At 58.5% G+C, this 22,908-nt stretch carries 20 protein-coding genes and 1 other RNA gene; 8 read left to right on the top strand and 13 right to left on the bottom strand.

Annotation, left to right across the window (positions count from 1 at the left end; genetic code table 11):
• Positions 1-124 precede the first annotated feature (124 nt).
• Positions 125-775, bottom strand: a complete 651-nt coding sequence (rlmE, locus tag ACUN0G_RS02940) for a 23S rRNA (uridine(2552)-2'-O)-methyltransferase RlmE (protein ID WP_003212203.1) — start codon at positions 773-775, stop codon at positions 125-127.
• 105 nt (positions 776-880) lie between these two features.
• On the opposite strand from rlmE, the gene yhbY reads away from it, so the two are divergent.
• A complete protein-coding gene (gene yhbY, locus ACUN0G_RS02935; protein WP_003212205.1) occupies positions 881-1,189 on the top strand; it encodes a ribosome assembly RNA-binding protein YhbY in 309 nt (102 codons plus the stop codon).
• Between the two features lie 9 nt (positions 1,190-1,198).
• On the opposite strand, the gene ACUN0G_RS02930 is transcribed toward yhbY, so the two are convergent.
• The 8 genes from ACUN0G_RS02930 to grpE all read right to left on the bottom strand — a co-directional run bounded on the left by ACUN0G_RS02930 (position 1,199) and on the right by grpE (position 11,665).
• Entirely contained in the window at positions 1,199-1,603 is a 405-nt protein-coding gene (locus ACUN0G_RS02930) for an MFS transporter (RefSeq protein WP_076013756.1), read from the bottom strand.
• Positions 1,604-1,631: 28 nt separating this feature from the next.
• On the bottom strand, positions 1,632-2,108 hold the full coding sequence (gene greA, locus ACUN0G_RS02925; protein WP_122540392.1) for a transcription elongation factor GreA: 477 nt from the start codon (positions 2,106-2,108) through the stop codon (positions 1,632-1,634).
• On the bottom strand, positions 2,105-5,326 hold the full coding sequence (carB, locus tag ACUN0G_RS02920) for a carbamoyl-phosphate synthase large subunit (RefSeq protein ID WP_003212212.1): 3,222 nt from the start codon (positions 5,324-5,326) through the stop codon (positions 2,105-2,107). Before carB ends, greA begins: the two co-directional genes overlap by 4 nt.
• A 105-nt stretch (positions 5,327-5,431) precedes the next feature.
• On the bottom strand, positions 5,432-6,568 hold the full coding sequence (carA, locus tag ACUN0G_RS02915; RefSeq protein WP_258343621.1) for a glutamine-hydrolyzing carbamoyl-phosphate synthase small subunit: 1,137 nt from the start codon (positions 6,566-6,568) through the stop codon (positions 5,432-5,434).
• A 259-nt stretch (positions 6,569-6,827) separates the two neighbouring features.
• Positions 6,828-7,634 carry a 4-hydroxy-tetrahydrodipicolinate reductase gene (gene dapB / locus ACUN0G_RS02910; RefSeq protein WP_445572653.1) on the bottom strand — a complete coding sequence of 269 codons (807 nt, stop codon included), beginning with the start codon at positions 7,632-7,634 and terminating at the stop codon, positions 6,828-6,830.
• A 10-nt stretch (positions 7,635-7,644) separates the two neighbouring features.
• Positions 7,645-8,769, bottom strand: coding sequence for a molecular chaperone DnaJ (gene dnaJ, locus ACUN0G_RS02905; RefSeq protein ID WP_063033218.1), 1,125 nt, complete (start codon positions 8,767-8,769; stop codon positions 7,645-7,647).
• Between the two features lie 316 nt (positions 8,770-9,085).
• Entirely contained in the window at positions 9,086-11,002 is a 1,917-nt protein-coding gene (dnaK, locus tag ACUN0G_RS02900; RefSeq protein ID WP_063033219.1) for a molecular chaperone DnaK, read from the bottom strand.
• 102 nt (positions 11,003-11,104) lie between these two features.
• Positions 11,105-11,665, bottom strand: coding sequence for a nucleotide exchange factor GrpE (grpE, locus tag ACUN0G_RS02895; protein WP_003212224.1), 561 nt, complete (start codon positions 11,663-11,665; stop codon positions 11,105-11,107).
• A 253-nt stretch (positions 11,666-11,918) separates the two neighbouring features.
• Here grpE and recN point away from each other — a divergent pair, with 253 nt between their 5' ends.
• Positions 11,919-13,592, top strand: a complete 1,674-nt coding sequence (gene recN / locus ACUN0G_RS02890; RefSeq protein WP_017478557.1) for a DNA repair protein RecN — start codon at positions 11,919-11,921, stop codon at positions 13,590-13,592.
• Between the two features lie 97 nt (positions 13,593-13,689).
• Here recN and fur read toward each other — a convergent pair whose 3' ends face one another.
• Positions 13,690-14,094 (bottom strand): ferric iron uptake transcriptional regulator, encoded by a 405-nt coding sequence (gene fur / locus ACUN0G_RS02885; protein ID WP_003212228.1) that lies wholly within the window; start codon positions 14,092-14,094, stop codon positions 13,690-13,692.
• Between the two features lie 98 nt (positions 14,095-14,192).
• On the opposite strand from fur, the gene ACUN0G_RS02880 reads away from it, so the two are divergent.
• Entirely contained in the window at positions 14,193-14,720 is a 528-nt protein-coding gene (locus ACUN0G_RS02880) for an outer membrane protein assembly factor BamE (protein ID WP_421524245.1), read from the top strand.
• Between the two features lie 62 nt (positions 14,721-14,782).
• On the opposite strand, the gene ACUN0G_RS02875 is transcribed toward ACUN0G_RS02880, so the two are convergent.
• Together ACUN0G_RS02875 and ACUN0G_RS02870 are read right to left on the bottom strand one after the other, a co-directional pair.
• A complete protein-coding gene (locus ACUN0G_RS02875) occupies positions 14,783-15,097 on the bottom strand; it encodes an RnfH family protein (RefSeq protein ID WP_445572652.1) in 315 nt (104 codons plus the stop codon).
• Positions 15,090-15,524 carry a type II toxin-antitoxin system RatA family toxin gene (locus tag ACUN0G_RS02870; protein ID WP_177019335.1) on the bottom strand — a complete coding sequence of 145 codons (435 nt, stop codon included), beginning with the start codon at positions 15,522-15,524 and terminating at the stop codon, positions 15,090-15,092. The genes ACUN0G_RS02875 and ACUN0G_RS02870 overlap by 8 nt, the downstream gene beginning before the upstream one ends.
• 166 nt (positions 15,525-15,690) lie before the next feature.
• Between ACUN0G_RS02870 and smpB the strand changes: the two genes are divergently transcribed.
• Positions 15,691-16,173: an SsrA-binding protein SmpB gene (gene smpB / locus ACUN0G_RS02865; protein WP_017478553.1), complete on the top strand. Its 483-nt coding sequence runs from the start codon at positions 15,691-15,693 to the stop codon at positions 16,171-16,173.
• A gap of 55 nt (positions 16,174-16,228) precedes the next feature.
• On the opposite strand, the gene ACUN0G_RS02860 is transcribed toward smpB, so the two are convergent.
• A complete protein-coding gene (locus tag ACUN0G_RS02860) occupies positions 16,229-16,996 on the bottom strand; it encodes an FCD domain-containing protein (RefSeq protein ID WP_063033222.1) in 768 nt (255 codons plus the stop codon).
• 261 nt (positions 16,997-17,257) lie between these two features.
• Here ACUN0G_RS02860 and ACUN0G_RS02855 point away from each other — a divergent pair, with 261 nt between their 5' ends.
• From ACUN0G_RS02855 to ssrA, 4 genes are all read left to right on the top strand, one after another.
• Positions 17,258-18,952: a lactate permease LctP family transporter gene (locus tag ACUN0G_RS02855; RefSeq protein ID WP_445572651.1), complete on the top strand. Its 1,695-nt coding sequence runs from the start codon at positions 17,258-17,260 to the stop codon at positions 18,950-18,952.
• 70 nt (positions 18,953-19,022) lie between these two features.
• Complete coding sequence (locus ACUN0G_RS02850; RefSeq protein WP_445572650.1) at positions 19,023-21,833, top strand: FAD-binding and (Fe-S)-binding domain-containing protein; 2,811 nt, start codon at positions 19,023-19,025, stop codon at positions 21,831-21,833.
• Positions 21,834-22,019: 186 nt separating this feature from the next.
• On the top strand, positions 22,020-22,304 hold the full coding sequence (locus ACUN0G_RS02845; protein WP_008436825.1) for a hypothetical protein: 285 nt from the start codon (positions 22,020-22,022) through the stop codon (positions 22,302-22,304).
• A 102-nt stretch (positions 22,305-22,406) separates the two neighbouring features.
• Positions 22,407-22,804: a transfer-messenger RNA gene (ssrA, locus tag ACUN0G_RS02840) on the top strand.
• Positions 22,805-22,908: the final 104 nt, after the last annotated feature.

Raw genomic sequence — 22,908 nt, 5'->3', positions numbered from 1 at the left:
TACTACATTACCTACAACTCTGGCAGGCGCCGTCTGTAACCCTTTGTGAAACTTTGACTACACAATATTCGTAAAGCTTCGTGACGAAAGCGATATAAAAAAACCTATCGCCTCCGTCAATTTCTCAAAAACGCTCTTCACTGGCAGCGCCTTCAATGCCACGGAACCCGCGACCCAGCAAATACTGCTCACGGGACCTGTCCCGGGAAGAGTCAGGCTTGCGTGTCTGTACCTTGTCGAACAGCTTGCGGATGTTCTTGTGATACTCGTCGAAGCCTTCACCCTGGAAGACCTTGACCAAGAAGTCACCACCCGGACGCAGTACCCGTCCCGCCAGATCCAGTGCCAATTCGCACAGGAACATGGCTCGCGGCATATCAACAGCCGGTAATCCACTCATATTGGGGGCCATATCGGAAATCACAAGGTCTACCTGCGAATTACCGACGGCTTCCAGGATCTGTGCCAGCACTTCATCCTGGGTAAAATCGCCGTGAACGAAGGTCACGTCGGGGATACTGTCCATTTCCAGAATATCGGAAGCGATCAAACGACCCTGCCCACCAATCAGACGACTGGTCACCTGGGACCAGCCACCCGGGGCGGCACCCAGGTCGATCACACTCATGCCAGGACGGATCAACTTGTCCTTTTCCTGGATCTCCAGCAGCTTGTAGCTGGCCCGGGAGCGGTAGCCATCCTTTTGCGCCATTTTGACGTAAGGGTCGTTGAAATGCTCTTGCAGCCACTTAAGGCTAGTTTTGGAACGGGCCACGGGCCACCTCGAAAATAAAACGGGTCGTGATTAACTGGGCGGTCCCGGACTCGCTCGGGTAAACTGGCCGCCGCTTTTTACAAGATCAGACGCAGGGGTCAGATTATGCCGCTCACTCAAGAGCAGAAGAAACAGTACAAATCCATTGGCCACCATCTGAAACCAGTTTTGATTGTGGCTGACAACGGTTTGACTGAAGGTGTGTTAGCCGAACTTGAACGCGCATTGGGCGATCACGAACTAATCAAAATCAAGGTCAGCATCCTTGATCGCGAGGCGCGCCTGGCAGCCATTGCAGAACTGTGCAAGGCTGGCAAAGCGGACCTGGTTCAGGTCATCGGCAAGATGGCACTGCTGTATCGCAAGAACTTCAGCGCCAACAAGCAACTGTCGAACGTACACCGCTTCAAGTGAAACAAAGGGTCACGGGCGTGCTTCGCGCGCCCTGCCGCTCCATCCTGGCGCCGGCTGTACAACCAGCACCAACCCGGAAAACCCTAGCACAAGATAGCTGAACAGCTGCCAGCGCAACGCTTCCGGCAGAAAGATGCGCACTACGCAAAACATTGCGCACGCATACAGCGCCATCAACAGCAGTTGCCCGCGTATATCCCGCCACAAACTCTCCAAGCCTTCGGCCTTGATCAGCACCAGCGCCTGAAGCGTCACGCACGCCGCTGCAAACCCCACCAGCAACGCACTCAGTAATCCGCCGACCTCATCGATCAGCAACGGTGCCAGGCCTATCAGGCCCAGCACCGGCAGAACACCAATGTGTAACAGCCATAGGCCGCCAACCCAAAGCATCTGGGCAAACTGCCAAAGCATGGCGCCCGCATGAAGCGGGCGCCGTCTTTCAGATGTGACGAACTTCGACAATCTCGTACTCGATCACGCCACCAGGCGTCTTGACGGCCACCACATCACCTTCTTCCTTGGCAATCAAGGCGCGGGCCAGCGGCGAACCGACGGAGATCTTGCCGAGCTTGAAGTCGGCCTCGTCTTCACCCACGATGTGGTAAACCACGCTTTCGTCAGTCTCGACGTTGGCAATTTCCACGGTGGTACCGAAAATCACCTTGCCGGTATGCGGGATGGTAGTGACATCGATGATCACCGCATTCTGCATACGGCCTTCGATATCACGGATCCGCGCCTCGACCATACCTTGCTGCTCGCGGGCAGCATGGTATTCAGCGTTTTCCTTCAGGTCACCCAATTCCCGGGCCGTGCCGATGTCCTGGCTCAGCTTCGGACGGACGACCTTGGTCAGGTGGGCGTGTTCTTCTTCCAGGGCTTTTGCGCCCTGGACGGTCATTGGGTATTTGATCATGCCTTCAATCCTGCGTGTAGATCCTGCAAGCGACGCACGGTTTTTTCAGGACCGAACTTGAGCGCTTCGCAGATAGCTTCGCCAGCAGCAATGGTAGTGGTGCAGTAGATCTTGTGCTGCAAGGCGTTACGACGAATGGAGTAGGAGTCCGCGATCGACTGGCGACCCTCGGTAGTGTTGATGATCAGGGTGACTTCGTCATTCTTGATCATGTCGACCACGTGCGGACGGCCTTCCGTCACTTTGTTCACGCGACGTACTTTCAGGCCGGCAGCCTCGATCAGCTTGGCGGTCCCGGCAGTAGCCACGACTTCGAAGCCCAAGTTGATCAGATCACGGGCCACGCCTGCAACCAGCGGCTTGTCATCATCGCGCACGCTGATGAACGCAGTACCGCCGGTCGGCAGCACTTCGCTGGCGCCCATCTGGGCCTTGGCGAACGCTTCACCGAAGGTATCGCCCACGCCCATGACTTCACCGGTGGACTTCATCTCTGGGCCCAGGATCGGGTCCACACCAGGGAATTTGGCGAATGGGAACACCGCCTCTTTCACACTGTAGAAGTTCGGAATGATTTCCTTGGTGAAGCCGATTTCCTTCAACGTCTTACCGGCCATCACACGAGCAGCAATCATCGCCAGGGACACACCGATGCACTTGGAAACAAACGGTACGGTACGCGAAGCGCGCGGGTTGACTTCGATGACGTAGATGTCTTCGCCTTGCAGCGCCAACTGCACGTTCATCAGGCCGACCACGCCCAGCTCCAGGGCCATTTTCTTGACCTGTTCGCGCATCTCGTCCTGGATGTGTGCAGGCAGCGAGTATGGCGGCAGCGAGCAAGCGGAGTCACCGGAGTGAACGCCAGCCTGTTCGATGTGCTGCATGATCGCGCCGATCACCACGTCGGTGCCGTCGCAGACCGCATCCACGTCCATCTCGATGGCACAGTTGAGGAAGTGGTCCAGCAGCACCGGGCTGTCGTTGGACACTTTCACCGCATCACGCAGGTAACGCTTGAGTTCGTCTTCTTCGTAGACGATTTCCATCGCCCGGCCGCCCAGTACGTAGGACGGACGCACCACCAACGGGTAACCGATCTTGCTGGCTGCGCGGATCGCTTCGTCTTCGCTGCGCACAGTGGCGTTTGGCGGCTGACGCAGATTCAGACGCTCAACCATCTGCTGGAAGCGTTCACGGTCTTCGGCGCGGTCGATAGCGTCAGGGCTGGTGCCGATGATCGGTACGCCAGCAGCTTCAAGTGCACGAGCCAGTTTCAACGGGGTTTGGCCGCCGTACTGGACGATCACGCCTTTTGGCTTCTCGACGCGGCAGATTTCCAGTACGTCTTCCAGCGTTACCGGCTCGAAGTACAGACGGTCGGAGGTGTCGTAGTCGGTGGAAACAGTTTCAGGGTTGCAGTTGACCATGATGGTCTCGTACCCGTCTTCGCGCAGGGCGAGAGCGGCGTGTACGCAGCAATAATCGAACTCGATGCCTTGGCCGATACGGTTTGGACCGCCACCTAGAATCATGATTTTGTCGCGGCCCGACGGCGCTGCTTCGCACTCCTCCTCGTAGGTGGAGTACATATACGCGGTGTCGGTGGCGAACTCGGCCGCGCAGGTATCAACGCGCTTGTAGACCGGGAAGATATCCAGCTTGTGGCGATGGGTGCGCAGGTTCTTCTCGGTCACGCCCAGCAGCTTGGCCAAACGCATGTCGGAGAAGCCTTTGCGCTTGAGGCGGAACATCAGGTCGCGGTCGATGGAGGACAGACCGAGGGTCTTGACCTTCTCTTCTTCCTTGATCAGATCTTCGATCTGTACCAGGAACCACGGGTCGATCATGTTCATGCCGAAGATGTCTTCGACGGTCATGCCGGCGCGGAAAGCATCGGCCACGTACCAAATACGCTCGGCACCCGGCACGGTCAGTTCGCGCTTGAGCACGCTCATGCTTTCCGGGTTGCTCAGGTCGAGCTTTTCATCCAGACCGCAAACGCCCACTTCCAGGCCGCGCAGGGCTTTCTGCAGGGACTCCTGGAAGGTCCGGCCGATGGCCATGACTTCGCCGACCGACTTCATCTGAGTGGTCAGGCGGGCGTCGGCTTTCGGGAATTTCTCGAAAGCGAAGCGTGGCAGCTTGGTGACGACGTAGTCGATCGACGGCTCGAAGGACGCCGGTGTTGCACCGCCAGTGATTTCGTTCTGCAGCTCGTCCAATGTGTAACCGATCGCCAGCTTGGCAGCGATGCGCGCAATCGGGAAGCCGGTAGCTTTCGATGCCAGCGCCGAAGAGCGCGATACACGCGGGTTCATCTCGATCACAACCATGCGGCCAGTGTCCGGGCAGATGCCGAACTGGACGTTGGAGCCACCGGTTTCCACGCCAATCTCACGCAGCACCGCCAACGAGGCGTTACGCATGATCTGGTATTCCTTGTCTGTCAGGGTCTGCGCCGGCGCAACAGTGATCGAGTCACCGGTGTGCACGCCCATCGGGTCAAAGTTTTCGATCGAGCAGACGATGATGCAGTTGTCCTTCTTATCGCGGACAACCTCCATCTCATATTCTTTCCAGCCGATCAGGGATTCGTCGATCAGCAGCTCTTTGGTCGGAGACAAGTCCAGGCCACGGGCGCAGATTTCTTCGAATTCTTCACGGTTGTAGGCGATACCGCCGCCGGTGCCGCCCATGGTGAAGGACGGACGGATGATGCACGGGAAGCCCAAGCGCTCCAGGACCGCATTGGCCTCTTCCATGCTGTGGGCGATACCGGAACGCGGGCAGTCAAGACCGATGGACTTCATGGCCTTGTCGAAACGCGAACGGTCTTCAGCCTTGTCGATGGTGTCGGCATTGGCGCCGATCATCTCTACGCCGAACTTCTCCAGGACGCCTTCGCGCTCCAGGTCCAGTGCGCAGTTCAGGGCGGTCTGGCCGCCCATGGTCGGCAGCAGCGCGTCCGGACGCTCTTTTTCGATGATCTTGGCAACGGTCTGCCACTTGATCGGCTCGATGTAGGTGGCGTCGGCCATGTCCGGGTCGGTCATGATGGTGGCCGGGTTGGAGTTCACCAGGATGACGCGATAGCCCTCTTCGCGCAGAGCTTTACAGGCCTGGGCGCCGGAGTAGTCGAATTCGCAGGCCTGGCCGATCACGATCGGGCCAGCGCCGAGAATCAGGATGCTTTTTATGTCTGTACGTTTTGGCATGGGTTTGTCACTCAAATCCGCAGGTCAGTCGGCAAGCCGTCTTGAACAATCTTTGAAGAGCCCGAGGGGGCCGCCGGTTTCCCGGGCCACCCTCGGGCCACTCACTTAGCGTCGCTTGGCCATCTCATTGATGAAACGGTCGAACAGCGGCGCTACGTCGTTCGGGCCCGGGCTTGCTTCAGGGTGGCCCTGGAAGCTGAACGCGCTCTTGTCGGTGCGCTCGATGCCTTGCAGGGAACCGTCGAACAGCGACTTGTGAATCGCCCGGACGTTGCCCGGCAGCGTCGCTTCATCCACCGCAAAACCGTGGTTCTGGCTGGTGATCATCACGACGCCAGTGTCCAGGTCCTGCACCGGGTGGTTGGCACCGTGGTGGCCGTGGCCCATTTTCAGGGTCTTGGCGCCGGAGGCCAGGGCCAGCAACTGGTGGCCGAGGCAGATGCCGAATACCGGGATCTCGGTTTCCAGCACTTCCTTGATCGCCTTGATGGCGTAGTCGCAAGGCTCCGGGTCACCCGGGCCGTTGGACAGGAACACACCGTCCGGCTGCAGGGCCAGTACATCGCTGGCCGGGGTTTGCGCCGGCACCACGGTCACGCGGCAACCGCGCTCGACCAGCATGCGCAGGATGTTGTGCTTGATACCGTAGTCGTAGGCCACAACGTGGTACGGCAGCTCGGAAGCTTCGATGGTCGCGTGGCTGTCGGTCTTCAAGTCCCAGACAGTGGAGCGCCACTCGTACTTTTCCTTGGTGCTGACGACTTTCGCCAGGTCCATGCCTTTCAGGCCAGGGAAACCTTGGGCCGCTGCAATCGCTGCTTCTTCGGAGATGTTGTCACCGGCCATGATGCAGCCGTTCTGCGAACCTTTTTCACGCAGGATGCGTGTCAGACGACGCGTATCGATACCGGCGATCGCCACAACGTTATTGGCTTTCAGGTAATCGGACAGGGACATCGTGTTACGCCAGTTGCTCGCTACCAGTGGCAGGTCACGGATGACCAGGCCAGCCGACCAGACACGATCAGACTCGGCGTCTTCCGGTGTAGTACCGGTGTTGCCGATGTGCGGATAGGTCAGGGTAACGATCTGTTGGGCGTAGGAAGGATCAGTAAGGATTTCCTGATAGCCGGTCATGGCGGTGTTGAACACCACCTCTCCAACGGTCTGACCGTCGGCTCCAATGGCTTCGCCGCGAAAAATGCTGCCATCAGCAAGGGCGAGTATGGCTGGCTTAGTCAAGAAGACCTCCCGTAAATAAAGCCTGAAAGGGCGATCGCAGGTTGTAAAAAAGCGGAGTGACGTATGGACACGTCACCCCGCTTCTTCACCGAATTATTCTGCGCGCTTTTAGTGGACACACTAAAGCTGTAGCTTACAGAAAAAGGCTTTTTTGGTCCACCGCTAATGAGCCTTAAAGGCAGGGGAATGCGACAGGACGTCGCTTAGCGGGTAAAAACGGGGCCTCAGCATATTCCTGAGACCCCGTTTTAGCTACTTCTTAATGCAGATCCAGCACGTCACGCATGTCGTACAAGGCCGGCGTACGACCGTCCAGCCACAGCGCCGCACGTACAGCACCCTTGGCGAACGTCATGCGACTCGACGCCTTGTGGGTGATCTCAAGACGCTCACCCTCGGTCGCGAACAGCACGGTGTGATCACCCACCACGTCACCGCCGCGAACGGTGGCAAAACCGATGGTGTCGTGAGCACGAGCACCGGTGTGACCCTCGCGGCCGTACACCGCCACTTTCGACAGATCACGCCCAAGGGCATCGGCAATTGCCTCACCCATGCGCAACGCCGTACCCGACGGCGCATCGATCTTGTGCCGGTGATGCGTCTCGATGATCTCGATGTCAGCCTCATCGCCCATCACGCGCGCTGCCATGTCGAGCAACTTCAGCGACAGATTGACACCGACGCTGAAGTTGGCCGCGAACACGATAGGAATATCCTTGCCCGCCTCCACCAGCAGCTGCTTTTGCTCGGCGCTCAGACCGGTCGTGCCGATCACCATGGCCTTGCCCGCCTTGCGGCAGAACGCCAGGTTTTTCAGCATCACGTCCGGCAGGGTGAAATCGATCAGCACGTCGAATTCGTCGGCGACCTGTTCCAGATTGCCGGACAACGAAACGCCGATCCGCCCCAGGGACGCCAACTCACCCGCGTCCGCACCAATCAAGGTGCTGCCGGGACGAACAATCGCCGCTGTCAGCCCGGAGGCCGGCGAGCGCGCCTGTACGGCCTCGATCAGGGTTTTGCCCATGCGCCCGGCAGCGCCCATCACCGCGATACGTCGCATACTCACTTCCTTACAGGTCGCCGAAGAAACGCTTCACGCCTTCGAACCAACCAGTGGTCTTTGGCGAATGAGTGTCATCGCCGGCCAGGGAGCTGCGGAATTCTTCCAGCAGTTCGCGCTGACGACGACCCAGGTTCACCGGCGTCTCCACCGCCACACGACACATCAGATCGCCAGCACCGCCACCGCGCACCGGCGCAACGCCTTTGCCACGGATACGGAACTGCTTGCCGGTCTGCGTACCCTCAGGAATCTTCAGCTTGACCCGACCGTCCAGCGTCGGAATCTCAAGCTCGCCACCCAGAGCCGCGTCGACGAAACTGATCGGCACTTCACAGAACAGATGCTTGCCGTCGCGCTGGAAGATCGAGTGCTCGCGCACATTGATCACCACGTACAGGTCGCCCGTCGGGCCGCCCTGAGTGCCCGCCTCGCCTTCACCCGACAGACGAATGCGGTCACCGGTATCAACACCCGCCGGCACTTTCACCGAGAGGGTCTTGTACTCTTCGACACGCCCTTCGCCGTGGCACGAGTCGCACGGATCGGAAATGATCTTGCCCTGGCCATGGCAGCGCGGGCAGGTCTGCTGCACCGAGAAGAAGCCTTGCTGCATACGCACCTGGCCGATACCGCCGCAGGTCGGGCAAGTGATCGGCGAGGAGCCTTTCTTGGCGCCCGAACCGTCGCACGGCTTGCAATTGACCAGCGTCGGAACACGGATATTGACGCTGGTGCCACGCACCGCTTCTTCCAGGTTCAGCTCCAAGGTGTAACGTAGGTCGCTACCGCGCTGGGCACCGCCACGCTGGCCACCACGGCCGCCGCCAAAGAAGTCGCTGAACACGTCGCCGAAAATATCCGAGAAGTTCTGACCACCAAAACCTGCACCGCCGCCGCCCATGCTTGGGTCGACACCGGCATGGCCGTACTGATCGTAAGCGGCACGCTTGTTTGGATCACATAGGCATTCGTAGGCCTCATTGGCCTCTTTGAACAGCTCTTCGGATTCTTTGTTATCCGGATTACGGTCCGGGTGGTGCTTCATTGCCAGGCGACGGTAAGCCTTTTTCAGGTCCGCCTCGCTGGAGCCGCGCTCCACACCCAACACTTCGTAATAGTCACGCTTTGCCATAAGTCTTTGCACTCTTAAGGACGTCCGGCAAAACCCTCCTGAGCCTTGCCAAACTCGTTGAGCCCCAATACAGGCCCGGACCCAACTCACGTCAATTCAACGATCCTGGTCGTTACTGCTTTCAGCCGGCAACCGGCCAAAAACGCGGTGACTGTCGTCCGGAAAGCAGGAGCATTCCCGATCACACCGCCAGCATCCGAGCGTCGTCGCATGCTGTAAAAATTCGCGTACCCCAGACACGCCAACGCGGGAGCAAGCTCCCGCGCGGCGACATCCTACCAGTCACCGCTTGTGAGCGGTCAACCGGGCGACCAAGTTACTTCTGGTCTTTGACTTCTTCGAACTCAGCATCGACAACATCGTCGTGCTTGGCTTCAGGTTCTGCCTGGTGTGCAGCACCGTCAGCCGGCTGGCCTTGTTCGGCGTACATTTTCTGAGCCACTGGCGCAGAGACTTTCGACAGCTCTTCAACCTTGGCTTCGATAGCAGCCTTGTCGTCGCCTTTAACGGCGGCTTCCAGGGCAACTACGGCGGCTTCGATTGCAGTTTTCTCTTCAGCAGTCACTTTGTCGCCAGCGTCAGCGATCATTTTGCGCGTCGAGTGAACCAGTGCATCACCCTGGTTGCGGGCAGCGGCCAGCTCTTCGAACTTGCGGTCTTCGTCAGCGTTGGCTTCAGCATCACGAATCATCTGCTGAATTTCTTCCTCGGACAGACCCGAGTTTGCCTTGATCACGATCGACTGAGTCTTGCCGGTGGCCTTGTCTTTGGCGCCTACGTGCAGAATGCCGTTGGCGTCGATGTCGAAGGTCACTTCAATTTGTGGCACGCCACGTGGTGCTGGTGGAATCTCGGCCAGGTCGAACTTGCCCAGGGACTTGTTCTGACCGGCTTGCTTACGCTCACCTTGCAGCACGTGAATGGTCACGGCGCCCTGATTGTCGTCGGCAGTCGAGAACACTTGCGATTTCTTGGTAGGAATCGTGGTGTTTTTCTCGATCAGCGCGGTCATCACGCCACCCATGGTTTCGATACCCAGGGTCAGCGGGCTAACGTCGAGCAGCAGAACGTCTTTCACGTCGCCGGCCAATACCGCGCCCTGGATGGCAGCACCCATGGCAACCGCTTCGTCCGGGTTCACGTCTTTACGCGCTTCTTTACCGAAGAACTCGGTAACCAGCTTCTGAACCAGTGGCATACGGGTCTGACCGCCGACCAGGATCACGTCGTTGATCGCGCCAACGTCGATACCCGAGTCTTTCAGCGCAATGCGGCAAGGCTCGATGGTGCGTTGAACCAGGTCTTCTACCAGCGACTCCAGCTTGGCGCGGGAGATTTTCACGTTCAAGTGCTTAGGACCGGTGGCATCTGCAGTGATGTACGGCAGGTTCACGTCGGTCGAATTGCTCGAAGACAGTTCGATCTTGGCTTTCTCAGCGGCTTCTTTCAGGCGCTGCATGGCCAGCGGGTCACCTTTGAGGTTCATGCCGCTTTCTTTCTTGAATTCGTCAACGAGGTAGTCGATCAGACGAATGTCAAAGTCTTCACCACCCAGGAACGTGTCGCCATTGGTGGCCAACACTTCGAACTGGTGCTCGCCATCGACTTCAGCGATTTCGATCACGGAAACGTCGAAGGTACCGCCACCCAGGTCGTAAACGATCACGGTGTGATCGCCCTTGGCCTTGTCCATACCGTAGGCCAGAGCGGCTGCGGTTGGTTCGTTGATGATACGTTTTACGTCCAGGCCAGCAATACGACCGGCATCTTTGGTCGCCTGGCGCTGGCTGTCGTTGAAGTAGGCCGGAACGGTGATCACCGCTTCAGTCACTGCTTCACCGAGGTAGTCTTCGGCGGTTTTCTTCATCTTTTTCAAGATTTCAGCCGAGATTTGCGGCGGTGACATTTTCTGGCCGTTCACTTCAACCCAGGCGTCACCGTTGTCAGCCTTGGCGATTTTGTACGGGACCATCTTGATGTCTTTCTGTACGACTTCTTCGTCGAACTTACGACCGATCAGACGCTTCACCGCGTACAGGGTGTTATGCGGATTGGTCACAGCTTGACGCTTGGCGGACTGGCCAACCAGGATTTCGCCGTCGTTGGCATAAGCCACGATGGACGGGGTGGTACGTGCGCCTTCGGCGTTTTCAATAACTTTGGATACGCCGTTTTCCAGCACGGAGACGCAGGAGTTGGTAGTCCCCAGGTCGATACCGATAATTTTGCCCATGATTTACTCTCCCGAAACTTAGATTTTGTTGCCACAGCAGTGGTGGCTAACTGCGGCAGTACTTAAACGCTTGACTTATAGATGGGGCCGTTACGACTTATTTCAAGCCTGCTCATCAATAGAAGGTGCAACCGGTGCAGGAGCCTTGCTCACCACAACCATTGCCGGGCGCAGCAAGCGACCGTTGAGCTGGTAACCCTTCTGGAACACCTTCAACACGCTGTTCGGCTCAAGATCAGCGTTTTCCTGCATCGCCATCGCTTGATGATGCTCGGCATTGAACGGCTCGCCGCCTTGTGGATCGATGGCTTCCAACTGATAACGCTTCAGGGTGTCCTGGAACATTTTCAGGGTCAGTTCGATCCCTTCGCGCATTGGACGGATGTTTTCGTCGTCCGGGTTGGACAACTCAAGGCCACGTTCCAGGCTGTCGATAATCGGCAGCAGATCACCGGCAAATTTTTCCAGGGCGAACTTGTGAGCCTTTTCTACATCCTGCTCGGCGCGGCGGCGGACGTTCTGCAGATCAGCGGCAACACGCAACGATTGATCCTGTGCGCCTGCCAACTGCTCTTCGAGCACTTGCACACGAGCTGCCAGATCTTCACCTGCGGCCTGGTTGGCGTCTGGATTTTGCGTATCCTGCGTCTGTTCGTCAGCCATAGATTTCTCCTTTCAAAATCATGCGCGAACTCGACTCGCGCTTCTGTTCCGGTATATGGGGCCACAATTTTCAGGTTCAAGGGCTGGGGCGTTACCAAAAGTCTTTCACTTGTCCTGGATCAATTTCCCCCGATCATTCCCTGTCGCACTTAAAAAGACAGTTATTCAAGCAAATCGGACTAAGCATCAGGATTGTCACCCCCAAACAAAACACTGTATAAATAACCAGACCTAAAGCCTGGGAGCGGCCGTCATGCTGGTGCACCTGTCCGTACATAACTACGCCATCGTTGAACATCTGGATCTTGAACTGGATCGCGGGATGAGCGTAATCACAGGCGAAACCGGCGCCGGCAAGTCGATCATGCTCGACGCCCTGGGCCTGACCCTGGGCGATCGTGCCGACAGCGGCGTGGTTCGCCCCGGCGCCGACAAAGCCGACATCCTCGCCACCTTTGACCTGGCCGACATCCCGGAAGCCGAAGCCTGGCTTGCCGAGCGCGACCTCAATAATGAAGGCCCGTGCATCCTGCGCCGGGTGATCACTGCCGAAGGGCGCTCCCGCGGCTATATAAATGGCACCCCCTGCCCCCTCGGCGACTTGAAAGCCCTGGGCGAACTGCTGATCGACATCCACAGCCAGCATGAACACCAATCCCTGCTGAAAACCGACACCCATCGCCGACTCCTCGACGAGTACGCCGGCGCCACGGACCTTGCGCGCCAAGTGCAACTGGCCGCGCAGCGCTGGCGCCAGACCCGCCAGGAGCTGGAGCGCCTCTCCAACTCCGGCGATGAGCAGCGTGCCCGCCACCAATTGCTCAGCTACCAACTGGAAGAGCTGGAAAGCCTGGGGCTCGGCGAGACAGAACTGGAGCAACTGGAACAGGAACACAAGAACCTCACCAACGCCGAAACCCTGCTGGGCATCTGCCGGCAAGTGGTGGAACAGTGCAGCGAAAGTGATTCCGGCAATGTGCTCAACGCCCTGACGGCGAGCCTCAATCGCCTGTCCAGCGTGAACAATGCCTCCGGCTCGCTGAATGAAGCCACCACGCTGCTGACCAGCGCGCAAATCCAAGTCGAAGAAGCTGTGGGCGAGCTGAACCGCTTCCTCGATCACTTCGATGCCGACCCGGCCCGCCTGCAGGATATAGAAGAGCGCCTGGACACCATCTACACCCTGGCGCGCAAACACCGGATCCAGCCGACCGAAGTCGCGACCATGCAGCAAAAACTGCTGGATGAAATCGAAACCCTGAACGCTAATGACGAATCCATCGAGCGACTGGGTGAAGAACTAGCGTCGTTTGCTCGCCATTATCAAGAGAAAGCCCGAGAGCTCAGCGACCTGCGCCATCAGGCAGCGACCGGCCTGGCCAGCGCGGTGGAACAAGAGATCCAGCGCCTGGGGATGCCCGGCGGGCGCTTCACCATCGAGCTGCACACCAACACCAGCAATGAGCTGCTGCCCAATGGTCTTGAACAGGTAGAACTGCTGGTCAGCGCAAACCCGGGCCAGCCATTGAAGGCACTGGCAAAAGTGGCGTCCGGCGGCGAGCTGTCACGGATCAGCCTGGCGATCCAGGTGATCACCGCCCAGACCTCACGCGTGCCAACGCTGGTATTCGATGAGGTGGACGTAGGGATCGGTGGCCCGACTGCCGAGATCGTTGGCCAGCTGCTGCGCCGACTGGGCGATCGTGGCCAGGTGCTGACCGTCACTCACTTGCCACAAGTGGCCGCCCAAGGGCATCAACACTTGTTCGTGCACAAAGTCCGGGGCAGTGATGCGACCCATACCGCCGTATCCAAACTGAACAAGACCGAACGGGTAGAAGAAGTGGCGCGGATGCTCGGCGGCATTGACCTGACCAAGGAGTCCTTGGCTCACGCGAAAAAAATGGTGGTGACCGCGAAGGTCTGAAGCCTGACTTACTGAGCACTTTTCTTTCTATAGAAAGCACGAAGGCGACCCTAGGGTCGCCTTCGATCGTTTCGCAGAGCGAATCTGCGTAGCTTTCTTACTTTTTCTTACGTATGTAGAGAACCAGATTGTGGTCCACCAAATCGAATCCATGCTGCTCAGCGATCATGTGCTGGAGCTTCTCGATTTCCGGACTGGTGAACTCGATAACCTCATTGGTATCCAGGTCAACCATGTGGTCGTGATGACCGCCGTCGGCCAGTTCAAACACTGCATGACCGCCGTCGAAATTATGACGAACCACCAGTCCTGCTGCTTCAAACTGGGTCAGTACACGGTAAACCGTGGCCAGGCCGACGTCCTCGTTAGACTCCATCAGTGCCTTGTATACATCCTCGGCACTCATGTGGCGCTGCTCAGCAGAATCGAGCATTTGTAGAATCTTGACTCGTGGCAGAGTCACTTTAAGACCGGCTTTGCGTAGTTCGCTATTTTCAACCATGGTTAGCTTTCTCGCGGATGCTGCTTCGCAGCTTCTCTTAATACGGGTATGATCGGCGTTTACGTTGTCCCAGCCAAGATAGTGGAAGTCGCCCACCGATGCAAAACACCAAGCTCTTGCTAACCAGTTTCACCTTTGTGGGACTGCTCGCACTCGCCGGTTGTTCATTCCCCGGGGTTTACAAAATCGACATCCAGCAGGGCAATGTCGTCACGCAGGACATGATAGACCAGTTACGCCCGGGAATGACCCGACGGCAAGTACGGTTTATCATGGGTAATCCCCTGCTGACCGACACATTCCATGCCGATCGCTGGGATTATCTCTATAGCATCCAACCTGGTGGCGGTGAACGCCAGCAGGAGCGGGTCAGTGTCATCTTCAATGGCAATGACCAGCTCGTCAGCCTGTCGGGGGACTTCAAACCGGGCGTAAGCCGCGATGAAGCCTTGCTGGGCAAAGACACCGGCACCACGGCTCCTGCGCCCGCGCAGAACGAGGAGAAGCCGAAGTCCGAAGTACCGGCCAAGCCTGGCTCCTTGCTGGACGAGATCCAGAAAGGCGTCGACGGCGTGCAAACCGTTCCAGTGCCAACTCCAGAACCTCTGGACGCCAGCCCGCAGTAAGTTTGTAACGCTCGATAAAAAGCCCGGCATGCCGGGCTTTTTGTTGCCTACCGTTTCTCAAGCTATGAATTCTGCTGTTTTGCCTTGGCAGCCTTCGCCGCACGCAAGCGACGTATCTCCATCGGATCTGCCAACAACGGCCGGTAGATCTCGATTCGGTCTCCAGCCTGCACACAACGAACATCCGCGTCCGCAACCACCTTGCCGAAAATCCCCAAAGGGCAATTCTCCAAATTCAGCTCCGGGAATTGCGCGGCCACTCCAGAACCCTGCACCGCCGCCCTGAGGCTTGAACCCGGCGCTACTGCCAGGCTCATCAACACCTGGCGATCCACCGCGGCGTACACCACCTCGATATCAACCAATGGCTCAGCCATGCATTTGCTTGGCGCGTTGGCAGAACGCGTCCACCAGGGTATTGGCCGCTTGATTGAACAACGGGCCCAAGGTGGCACGCACGATAGGGCCGGCATAGTCGAACGACAGGTCCAGGCTGATCTTGCAGGCCTTCTCGTTCAACGCCTTGAACACCCACACGCCATGCAACTGAGTGAACGGGCCTTCTTCGAGATTCATCTCAATGGACTGCCCGGGCACCAGCGTGTTGCGCGTGACAAAGTGCTGGCTCAAGCCGCCCTTCGCCACCCCCACGCTGGCAACCATATGCTCATCACTGTTCTCCAACACCTCGGCAGTCGAACACCAAGGCAGGAACTCCGGGTAACGCGCCACGTCGTTGACCAGGTCATAGAGCGCCTGTGCCGGGTAAGGCAGCAGGGCCGAACGTTGAATATGCGTCGTCATGTGAGCGTTAGTTCCACAGCTGAGCGGCAAACATCGCGAAAGGACAAGAAGATTCGCGAAAGAAAAAATCAAAAACAGCCTACATTGTCCGGGATTCATTCAACACGCTCAAGCACGCAGGTTGACCGTAGCCGACGCGCTCGCAACTCCCTATAATGCCGCCCCTATGGCTAAACAAAAGAAACACCCAACAGGGACCATCGCGCAAAATAAAAAGGCGCGACACGATTACTTCATCGAACATCGGTTCGAGGCTGGTCTGGTCCTGGCCGGCTGGGAAGTAAAAAGTCTGCGTGCCAGCAAGCTGCAACTGGTCGACAGTTACGTGCTGCTCAAAGACGGTGAGGCATGGCTGCTCGGCAGTCATATCACGCCGCTGATGACCGCCAGCACCCACGTGATTGCCGACCCGGTGCGCACGCGCAAGCTGCTGCTCAATGCTCGCGAGCTGGAAAAACTCCAAGCTGCCGTGCAGCAAAAAGGCTACGCCTGCGTTTGCCTGTCGTGGTACTGGAGCAAGCACCTGGTCAAGTGCGAGATCGCACTGGGCAAGGGTAAGAAGGAATACGACAAGCGTGACACCGAGCGCGAACGCGATTCCAACCGGGAATTGCAGCGCGCCGTGCGTAACAAGGGCAAGGAAGACTGAATTTCTTGTGACTTGATGTGGCTGAGGGAGCCCGCTCCCTCAGCCACAACAATTGCTAGATCCCCTTGCGCCGCTCCGCCCGCGCCATGCGCTGAACCTCCTGACGCACTTCTTCCAGCACTTCCTGCACATACAGCAAGTGACGTGTTGAAACCTCCCGCGCCTGCTCGGCACGCCCTTCGATAATCGCCAGGTACAGATCACGGTGCTGATTGATCAGCATGTCCCGTGTTTCGGTACGCTGCTGATACATGCCACCAATGTTGGTCACCACGTTACGCTTGAGCAGATCGAACAGCCCGCGAATGGTGTGCAGCAATACCGCGTTATGGCTGGCCTCGGCGATTGCCAGGTGAAACCTCGCATCCGCCGCACCCTCTTCCGCCCGGCTCACCTCATCTGACCGCGTATAGCAATCCTGCAGCTCTTCGAAGGCCGCCGTCAGCCGCTCGCGGTCCACCTCAGTGGCGCGCAACGCTGCGTAATACGCGCACGAGGCTTCTAGAGTCTGACGAAACTCCAGAAGATCGCGCTGAGCCTCGGGATTATTTTCCAGCAGATGCAGCAGCGGATCGCTGAAGGTTGAACCCAGCGACTCCACCACATAATTGCCCCCGCCCTGACGACTGATCAGCAAACCTTTGGCCGCCAGCTTCTGGATCGCTTCACGCAACGACGGACGCGACACCCCGAACTGCTCAGCCAGTGCGCGCTCGGCCGGCAAGCGCTCGCCCGACTTCAACGTGCCCTCAAGGATCATGCCCTCGAGCTGCTCGACGATATCGTCAGACAAACGGCGCTGACGCACCTGATCAAACCCCATAACTCACTCTCCACCATCCCGACCACTCGCCGGGGCCCCTATTCTGGCCTATTGCCGTGTATCCGGCACCTATCAGAACGTCCTCGTTTCAGCCAATCAGCATCCACTCACGCTGACCTACGACCAAAGATTCGCAAGCGGCAAATTGACACATCCCCCTGAAGGCTTTTAACCTAGCCAACGGTGATTGTAAATTGGTAATACCAATTACCCAAACCACCAAAGCAGTGCCTGACCAACAACAATTAGGGGCCACCCCATATGCAAACCTGGCAACAGCTCTACAGCCCGCTCGGCAGCCTCGGCCTGTCCGCACTGGCCGCCGTCATTCCCATCGTATTTTTCTTCCTGGCCCTGGCGGTGTTTCGCCTCAAAGGCCATGTTGCGGGCAGCATCACCTTGGCACTGTCGATCCTGGTGGCGATCTTTGCCTTCCAGATGCCGGTCGATATGGCACTCGCCGCCGCCGGTTACGGCTTTGCCTACGGCCTGTGGCCCATTGCTTGGATCATCGTCGCCGCCGTATTCCTCTACAAACTGACGGTCAAGAGCGGCCAGTTCGAGATCATCCGCAGCTCAGTGCTGTCGATTACCGACGACCAGCGCCTGCAAGTACTGCTGATCGGCTTCTGCTTCGGCGCGTTCCTGGAAGGTGCAGCCGGCTTCGGTGCACCGGTGGCGATTACTGCCGCATTGCTGGTAGGACTGGGCTTCAACCCGCTGTACGCCGCCGGCCTGTGCCTGATTGCCAACACTGCCCCCGTCGCATTCGGGGCACTGGGGATTCCGATCATCGTCGCCGGCCAGGTGACGGGCATCGACGCGTTCAAGATCGGCGCCATGGCCGGCCGCCAGTTGCCGCTGCTATCTCTGTTCGTGCCGTTCTGGCTGGTGTTCATGATGGACGGCGTGCGCGGCGTCAAGGAAACCTGGCCTGCCGCGCTGGTTGCGGGCCTGAGCTTCGCCGTAACCCAGTTCTTCACCTCGAACTTCATCGGCCCGGAACTGCCGGACATCACCTCGGCCCTGGCCAGCCTGATTTCCCTGACCCTGTTCCTGAAAGTCTGGCAGCCCAAGCGCACTGCCGGCGCGCAAATCGCTGGCGCAACGTCCGGCACTGCCGTCACTGCCAGCGCCGGTGGCTTTGGCCTGCCTCGCAACACCCTGGCTTCGCCTTACAGCCTGGGGGAAATTTTCAAAGCCTGGTCGCCATTCCTGATCCTGACCGTGCTGGTCACCATCTGGACCCTGAAGCCGTTCAAGGCGATGTTCGCCGCTGGCGGTGCGATGTACAGCTCGGTGTTCAACTTTGCGATTCCGCACCTGGATCAACTGGTGATCAAGGTTGCGCCCATCGTTGCTACGCCAACGGCCATCCCTGCGGTATTCAAGCTTGATCCGATTTCCGCAACCGGCACGGCGATTTTCTTCTCCGCCCTGGTGTCGATGCTGGTGCTGAAGATCGATTTCAAAACTGGTCTGACCACCTTGAAAGAAACCTTTTATGAGCTGCGCTGGCCGATCCTGTCCATCGGCATGGTGCTGGCCTTTGCCTTCGTCACCAACTACTCAGGCATGTCATCGACCATGGCCCTGGTGCTCGCAGGTACCGGCGCAGCCTTCCCATTCTTTTCGCCATTCCTTGGCTGGCTCGGCGTGTTTCTGACCGGCTCCGACACCTCGTCCAACGCGCTGTTCAGCTCACTGCAAGCCACCACCGCGCATCAGATCGGCGTCAACGACACCTTGCTGGTAGCGGCGAACACCAGCGGCGGCGTGACCGGCAAGATGATCTCGCCGCAGTCGATCGCCGTGGCATGCGCCGCGACGGGTCTGGTGGGCAAGGAGTCCGACCTGTTCCGCTTCACCCTCAAGCACAGCCTGTTCTTCGCGACGATTGTCGGGCTGATCACCTTGGCCCAGGCCTACTGGTTCACCGGTATGCTGGTGCACTAAGACCTGCACGTAATAGGGTAAGAACCGACGCCGGACAGCGATTCCGGCGTCAGCTATTTCTGGAGGACCGATGAGCCTGCCTGCTGCTTTTCTGAGCGACGCCGCACAACTGATCCCGCAGGATCGTCGTTTCGACGATCCACTTTCCACCCTCGCCTTCGGCACCGACGCCAGTTTTTACCGACTGATCCCACAACTGGTAATCCGGGTTGAATCGGAAGATGAAGTGGTGGCCCTGCTGCAACTGGCCCAGCGCGACCGCGTGCCGGTGACCTTTCGTGCGGCGGGCACCAGCCTTTCGGGACAGGCCATCAGCGACTCGGTACTGATCGTGCTGGGGGACAATTGGAACGGGCGCGAGATTCGCGGCCAGGGCACACAAATCCGCTTGCAGCCCGGCGTGATCGGCGCGCAAGCCAACGCCTGGCTGGCGCCATTCGGGCGCAAGATCGGCCCGGACCCGGCGTCGATCAATGCCTGCAAGATTGGTGGCATCGTCGCCAACAACGCCAGCGGCATGTGCTGCGGCACGGCGCAGAATACCTATCACACCCTGGCAGGAATTCGCCTGGTGCTGGCCGACGGCAGCCGCCTGGACACGGAAGATCCGGCCAGTGTTGCGGCCTTTCGCCAACATCACGGCGAACTGCTTGAGCGCCTGGCGAACCTGGGCCGCGAAACGCGGGCCAACGCCGAATTGGCTGCGAAAATCCGCCACAAATACCGTCTGAAAAACACCACCGGCTTGTCACTCAACGCCCTGGTGGATTTCGACGAGCCACTGGATATCCTCAGCCACCTGCTGGTGGGTTCCGAAGGTACCTTGGGCTTTATCAGCGCAGTGACCTATGACACGGTGATCGATCACCCAAACAAAGCCTCGGCCCTGATCGTGTTCCCCGATGTGGAAACCTGCTGCAACGCGGTGACCGTACTCAAAACCCAACCTGTTTCAGCGGTTGAACTGCTGGACCGCCGCAGCATGCGTTCGGTGCAGGACAAACCCGGCATGCCGGCTTTCGTACAGCAGCTATCGGAAAATGCCTGCGCCCTGCTGATCGAATCCCGCGCCGCCTCGCCCTCGCTGTTGCATGAGCAACTGGCACTGATCATGGCCTCCCTGGCCAGCTTTCCGGTGGAGAAACAAGTCGACTTCACCGAAGACCCGGTGGAAAACGCCCGCCTGTGGGCGATCCGCAAAGACACCTTCCCCGCCGTCGGCGCCGTGCGTAAAACCGGCACCACCGTGATTATCGAAGACGTGACCTTCCCGGTGGAACAACTGGCCATTGGCGTTAATCGCCTGATCGAGCTGTTCGACAAACATCACTACGACGAAGCGATCCTTTTCGGACACGCCCTGGAAGGCAATCTGCACTTTGTGTTCACCCAAGGCTTCAACAGCGCGGAAGAAGTCGCACGCTACCAGGCATTCATGGACGACGTCGCCCAGTTGGTGGCCGTGGAGTTTGGCGGCTCGCTGAAGGCCGAGCACGGTACCGGTCGCAACATGGCGCCCTTCGTCGAACTGGAATGGGGCAGCGATGCCTACCAGTTGATGTGGCAACTCAAGCGCCTGCTCGACCCCAACGGCATCCTCAACCCGGACGTGGTGCTCAGCGAAGACCCGCAAATCCACCTCAAGCACCTCAAGCCACTGCCCGCCGCCGACGAGCTTGTGGATAAGTGCATCGAGTGCGGCTTCTGCGAGCCGGTTTGCCCATCAAAGGGACTGACCCTGAGCCCGCGCCAACGCATCGTAATCTGGCGCGATATCCAGGCCCGGAAACGCGCAGGCATCGATACCACCGAACTGGAAGCGGCCTATCAATACCAAGGCATCGACACCTGCGCGGCCACCGGGCTTTGCGCCCAACGCTGCCCGGTAGGCATCAATACCGGCGACCTGGTGAAAAAGCTGCGCAGCCGCGACGCCGACCGTACGAAAACCGCCGAATGGCTGTCGACGCATTTCGCCACGGCACTGCAAGGTGCGCGCTTCACCCTGCACGTAGCCAACGGCGCGCGCATGCTGCTGGGCGCGCCGCGACTGGCGAAGCTCTCGGCCACGGTAACCCGCCTGTCCAAGGGGCAAATCCCCCAGTGGACCAACGCCATGCCGCAACCGGAAAAGGCCATTCGCTTCAGCCCCGCCGTGAGCGATGAGCGTCCACGGGTGGTGTACCTCGCGGCCTGCGTATCACGCGCCATGGGCCCGGCAGCCGGCGACCACGAACAGATGTCGCTGTACGACAAAACCCGCCGCCTGCTGGAAAAAGCCGGTTACCAGGTAGTCTTTCCCGACAATCAGGACAATCTCTGCTGCGGCCAGCCTTTCGCATCCAAGGGCTACGCCGAACAAGCCGAACACAAACGCCAAGAGCTGATCGGCGCCCTGCTCCACGCCAGCCGTGGCGGCCTCGACCCGATCTACTGCGACACCAGCCCGTGCACCCTGCGCCTGGTCCAGGACCTGGCCGAAACCCGCCTCGACCTCTACGACCCCGTGCGTTTTATCCGCACCCACCTGATGGACCGCCTCGACTTCACCCCCCAGGAAGCCCCGATCGCCGTGCATGTCACCTGCAGCACCCAGCATTTGGGAGAAAGCCAGGCACTGATCGACCTGGCCAGGCAGTGCAGCAAAAACGTGGTGATCCCCGAAGGCATTCATTGCTGTGGGTTTGCCGGCGACAAAGGCTTCACCACGCCGGAGCTGAATGCGCACTCACTGCGCAGCCTCAAAGACGCCGTGCAATATTGCAGCGAAGGCATCTCCACCAGCCGTACGTGTGAGATAGGCCTGACGCAACACGGTGGAATTGATTACCACGGCCTGGTGTACCTCGTGGACCGAGTAACCCAGGCGCGGACCCATTAGAGCCGCCCCTTTTTGGTGCCAAACCTAATGATTTCGGGGTTTTTCGACTAATCCAGCGACAAAACAGAACCCCTGCGCGCCGGTGTAGTCATCTGCATAGGCCTCGACAAACGAGGCTCATCAGTGACCTCGCTGGCTGCACGGAAAACCGGCAGCATCGAGCCCTATTTGCACAAGGAGATACCCATGAAGCGTTCCGCTCTTGCTGGTTTGTTCATTACCGCTGCGATGCTGGCGTCCCCCGCGTTTGCCGCCGGAACAAAAGACGATCTGTGCCAAATCAACCTGGACAAAATCAACAACGGGAAAGCGTTGCTCGCCACCGACACCAGCGGCAAATCTGGCGAAATCGACACCGCCGTTTCCCAAGCCAAGGCAGCCCATGCGGCAGGCGATGACAAAAAATGCATCGAGATCACCTCCAAGGCGCTGCAAAGCCTGCAGGACTCGGACAAAGGCGGCAATCAGTAACCCACTGACTGCTTAGGCCAACCTTCGGGTTGGCCTTCTGTGACCGATTGGCGTACACTGCACAGGCTTGTCACTCACTAAGAAACAACGAGTTACAAGCACGGGGCCGTTTAGGATTCGACGCCGGTTGCGAAACTTTAGGTGCATGCCGAGTTGGTAACAGAACTCGTAAATCCACTGTTGCAACTTCTTATAGTTGCCAATGACGAAACCTACGGCCAGGAATTCTCTCTCGCTGCGTAAGCAGCTTTAGATCCTGAGCTTCTGGTACCTTCGGGTCCAGCAATCACCAGGGGATGTCTGTAAACCCAAAGTGATTGTCATATAGAACAGAATCGCCGTGCAGTACGTTGTGGACGAATCGGCTAAAACTTACACAACTCGCCCAAAGCACCCTGCCCTTCGGGTCGCTGAGGGTTAACTTAATAGATACGGCTAAGCATGTAGTACCGACAGCGGAGTACTGGCGGACGGGGGTTCAAATCCCCCCGGCTCCACCAAATAAGCTATACAAATTAGGCACTTAGCGTTTACCGCGAGTGCCTTTTTTGTGCCTGAATGGGTGGTTTTGGCTCGGTTATGCCAGCTTAATGACAGCATCATA

Source organism: Pseudomonas sp. 32A (assembly GCF_052682255.1).
This window is presented reverse-complemented; position numbering and strand designations above follow the sequence as displayed.

Coding starts and splice junctions, on each gene's coding strand:
- dnaK (WP_063033219.1), bottom strand. CDS start 11,002: ATGGGCAAAATTATCGGTATCGACCTGGGGACTACCAACTCCTGCGTC.
- ACUN0G_RS02870 (WP_177019335.1), bottom strand. CDS start 15,524: ATGACGACGCATATTCAACGTTCGGCCCTGCTGCCTTACCCGGCACAG.
- ACUN0G_RS02855 (WP_445572651.1), top strand. CDS start 17,258: ATGCAAACCTGGCAACAGCTCTACAGCCCGCTCGGCAGCCTCGGCCTG.
- dnaJ (WP_063033218.1), bottom strand. CDS start 8,769: ATGGCAAAGCGTGACTATTACGAAGTGTTGGGTGTGGAGCGCGGCTCC.
- yhbY (WP_003212205.1), top strand. CDS start 881: ATGCCGCTCACTCAAGAGCAGAAGAAACAGTACAAATCCATTGGCCAC.
- carB (WP_003212212.1), bottom strand. CDS start 5,326: ATGCCAAAACGTACAGACATAAAAAGCATCCTGATTCTCGGCGCTGGC.
- smpB (WP_017478553.1), top strand. CDS start 15,691: ATGGCTAAACAAAAGAAACACCCAACAGGGACCATCGCGCAAAATAAA.
- ACUN0G_RS02875 (WP_445572652.1), bottom strand. CDS start 15,097: ATGGCTGAGCCATTGGTTGATATCGAGGTGGTGTACGCCGCGGTGGAT.
- fur (WP_003212228.1), bottom strand. CDS start 14,094: ATGGTTGAAAATAGCGAACTACGCAAAGCCGGTCTTAAAGTGACTCTG.
- ACUN0G_RS02930 (WP_076013756.1), bottom strand. CDS start 1,603: ATGCTTTGGCAGTTTGCCCAGATGCTTTGGGTTGGCGGCCTATGGCTG.
- ACUN0G_RS02850 (WP_445572650.1), top strand. CDS start 19,023: ATGAGCCTGCCTGCTGCTTTTCTGAGCGACGCCGCACAACTGATCCCG.
- dapB (WP_445572653.1), bottom strand. CDS start 7,634: ATGCGACGTATCGCGGTGATGGGCGCTGCCGGGCGCATGGGCAAAACC.
- ACUN0G_RS02845 (WP_008436825.1), top strand. CDS start 22,020: ATGAAGCGTTCCGCTCTTGCTGGTTTGTTCATTACCGCTGCGATGCTG.
- ACUN0G_RS02880 (WP_421524245.1), top strand. CDS start 14,193: ATGCAAAACACCAAGCTCTTGCTAACCAGTTTCACCTTTGTGGGACTG.
- greA (WP_122540392.1), bottom strand. CDS start 2,108: ATGATCAAATACCCAATGACCGTCCAGGGCGCAAAAGCCCTGGAAGAA.
- ACUN0G_RS02860 (WP_063033222.1), bottom strand. CDS start 16,996: ATGGGGTTTGATCAGGTGCGTCAGCGCCGTTTGTCTGACGATATCGTC.
- recN (WP_017478557.1), top strand. CDS start 11,919: ATGCTGGTGCACCTGTCCGTACATAACTACGCCATCGTTGAACATCTG.
- grpE (WP_003212224.1), bottom strand. CDS start 11,665: ATGGCTGACGAACAGACGCAGGATACGCAAAATCCAGACGCCAACCAG.